Origin of the sequence: Hansschlegelia beijingensis (genome assembly GCF_045505405.1) — a bacterium.
Taxonomy (GTDB): Bacteria; Pseudomonadota; Alphaproteobacteria; order Rhizobiales; family Methylopilaceae; genus Methylopila; species Methylopila beijingensis_A.
The window spans coordinates 1-3,087 of sequence record NZ_JBJKEX010000357.1 but is presented as its reverse complement, the minus strand read 5'-3'; the positions used below and the strand labels follow the sequence as shown (position 1 = coordinate 3,087).

General features: G+C 66.0%; 3 protein-coding genes. 2 read left to right on the top strand and 1 reads right to left on the bottom strand.

The features are described 5' to 3' along the window. Positions 1-341: 341 nt before the first annotated feature. Positions 342-1,514 carry a DNA cytosine methyltransferase gene (locus tag ACIKT0_RS15935; protein WP_407106329.1) on the top strand — a complete coding sequence of 391 codons (1,173 nt, stop codon included), beginning with the start codon at positions 342-344 and terminating at the stop codon, positions 1,512-1,514. Continuing rightward, positions 1,511-2,464, top strand: a complete 954-nt coding sequence (locus ACIKT0_RS15930) for a DUF4928 family protein (protein WP_407106327.1) — start codon at positions 1,511-1,513, stop codon at positions 2,462-2,464. The genes ACIKT0_RS15935 and ACIKT0_RS15930 overlap by 4 nt, the downstream gene beginning before the upstream one ends. A 282-nt stretch (positions 2,465-2,746) precedes the next feature. On the opposite strand, the gene ACIKT0_RS15925 is transcribed toward ACIKT0_RS15930, so the two are convergent. Then, on the bottom strand, positions 2,747-3,087 hold a 341-nt coding region (locus ACIKT0_RS15925), incomplete at its 5' end, for an adenosylcobinamide amidohydrolase (RefSeq protein WP_407106325.1).

Genomic DNA, 3,087 nt, shown 5'->3' with positions numbered 1-3,087 from the left:
GCCACCGCCCAAAACCTCAGGAAACTGGCGAAGCTGGTCCCGACGCCGAGCCCGATCCCAGCCTAATAGCCCAACGCTTCGCTCGCCCCCGCCCTGCGATCAGTTCGAGCCGTGGGTGACGCCTTCCAACAGCGGACTTCTTCAACACAATCGACCCTTAGCGGACACGCCGAAGGGCTGCTCTGGGGCGGGGAGGGGAGTCGGCGCCGGACCCGGACCCGGACCCGGACCCTAAAACCAGTGCGTCGGTAGCTGGCGCCTTGTGCGCTGCCAGCCGACGGCGTTCATGCTATGTCCCGTCTGGGCATCATGCGCAGATCGATTCGAAGCAGCGGGACACCTTGAAGGGGCTCAGTTTCTACGAATTCTTTGCTGGTGGCGGCATGGCTCGGGCAGGGCTCGGTGCGCACTGGCAGTGCTTGTTCGCCAACGACTTTGATCCGATGAAGGCCCAGGTCTACGCGGACAACTGGGGTGCCGATCATCTGGTTTGCGGTGACGTCGCCGCCCTGCCCAGCTCGGCGCTCCCTGGCTCGCCGAATTTGGTCTGGGCCTCTTTCCCCTGTCAGGATTTGTCGTTGGCGGGCGACTACAAGGGGCTCGGTCGCCATGACGATAACCAGGTCACCCGGTCAGGGACGTTCTGGCCGTTTTGGAAATTGATGCGCGCCCTTAAGTCCGAAGGCAGGGCACCACCTGTAATCGTGCTGGAGAACGTCCTCGGCGTCCTGACGGCGAATGAAGGCCGGGACTTCACGGCCATCGCCGAGGTGCTCGCCGCCGGCGGATACAGGTTCGGTACCCTAGTGATGGATGCCCGTTGGTTCGTGCCCCAATCGCGTCCTCGGGTCTTCGTCGTCGCGATCCGCGACGATTTGGTTGTGCCTGCGACCTTGATGGCGGCGGAGCCGGTCGAGCGTTGGACGCCGCCTATGTTGCGCACTGCCCATGGCCGCCTCGAGCGCAAGCTTCAGGAGCGGTGGATTTGGTGGAGCGTCGCCGAGCCCGACGGTTGTCCACCCAGATTTGCGGATCTTCTAGAGGACAGCCCGATTGGGGTGGCCTGGCACGATGTGTCGCAGACGCGGAAGCTGCTCGACAGCATGTCGCCCGTGAACCGGCAGAAGGTTGAGTTCGCCAAATCGGCGGGCCGCCGCATGGTCGGAACGCTCTATCGCCGGACCCGACCCGACCCGGACGGTGGCCGCTCGGTCCGCGCCGAGGTGCGCTTCGACGACATCGCTGGATGTCTGCGCACCCCGGCCGGAGGCTCCTCGCGACAGAAGCTCCTGATCGTTGAGGGTAAGAAGGTCCGCTCCCGCCTGCTGTCGCCGCGCGAAGCGGCCCGGCTGATGGGCCTGCCCGATTCCTACAAGCTTCCGAGCCGGTACAACGACGCCTACCACGTCGCCGGCGACGGTGTGGCCGTTCCAGTTGTCCGCCACTTGGCCTCCGCCCTACTTGAACCGCTGGCGGAAGCGGCTCGCGGCGCCGCGGCTTTGGCCGCCGAATGAGCGAGGGCGCGCGGCCGATCGCAGAGGCCCTGGCGGCCTTCGCCGATCAGCATGGGATCAAGTCGAAGGGCGCGCTTTGCCTCCCCCTGGTCGTCACCGACCACGCCCGAGTGATGGGCCTGCCGCTCGACCCGAACCGTCTGCGCACCGACAAGGAGGGCCAGGTCCTGGGCCTCGGCAAGGGCAAGGTTCAGCAGATCCTGGCTCGACACGGCATTACCCGGGTGCTCGCCGAGGAGGGCGGGCGCACAAGTCGGGGATCGCTCGGAAAGATGAGCGCCTACGTCGCCTTCCTCAATGCTTTGGCGGCTGAGGGTGCCCTCGATCTGCATGAGGCTGAGGCCTTTTGGATCGCCAGAGTGCGCGAATTTTTTGCGGCGAAGCCGTTCGCATTGCGGATTGACCCGACCTTGAGTGTCAGGGCCGCGGTTCGCCACCTGTTCGCTCAGGCCGAAGCACGCCAGCGTGAAATGCAGGGCACTATGGTTGTCGGCACGATGATGCAGCACCTCGTGGGCGCCCGCCTCACCCGTATCTATGGTGATCTGATCACCCATCATTCTGCCTCGACCAAGGACGAGGGCCAAGCCCGCCCAGGCGACTTTGATGTTGGCGACCTCGCCATCCACGTGTCGACGGCGCCGGGGGAGGCGTTGATCCGAAAATGCCAGACCAACCTCGCGGGAGGCCAGCGGCCTGTGATCATGACGATGGGGCGGGGCGTGGGTCTCGCCGCCGGCTTGGCAGAAAACGCCGCCATCGCTGATCGGTTGGATGTCTTGGATGTTGAGCAATGGCTGGCGGCTGGCGTCCTCGAGCAGGCCGGCAACAGCGGCCCTGGCCGTTTGACTGCGTTCGACGGCTTGGTCCAGGGCTACAACGCCATCGTGGACGCGGTAGAGACCGATCCATCCTTGCGGATCGAACTGGCCACCTCAGCGAGAAGTTAGGTCCTCGCGCGCGCGAACGTCGGGTTCCTGGAGCGGTCCTAGAGTCTGCCTCTGGCGCGAAGCGGCGGTCGCCCGTCGTGAGATGACGTGAAGTAGCCGCTCGTCCCGTCCGATCTGCACACCCGCAAAGCAATCTCGCGGCCGCGCTTCTCACAGCTCAGAAGGAGCTAGATTTGTAGACGCCCGCGCTGTCCGCGGCGCGCCGTTCCGCGGATCTGATGAAACGTGCCGTCGACGAGCCCCAACTCGCGCCCTGCGCCTCGGGTTGCCCGCGCTCTTCGGTCAAGTGGGGGCCAGATCCCGAAGCCACGCGCGGCCGCCAGCGAGCGTCGCCGAATAGACCGCCGCTCCTAGCGCTTCGCCGATCGCAGTGTGCATGCCGGCGAAACGCTCCCGCGGCGCGCCTTGGGGCGACGCCACCACGATGCAGTCGGTGCCGGTGCCGGTGACGAGCGCTCCGTTGCGACGGAAGCCGAGCTCGATGATCGCGGCGGTCCGGGCCTGGGTCGCGATCGAAACGGCCTCGATAAGCGCCGCATGAGCGAGCGGCTTTGAGACATGCACGAGGATGTTGATCGTGCCGACCAAGGCGAGCTCCGTGCGCGCCGGTTGCCCGACGCGCC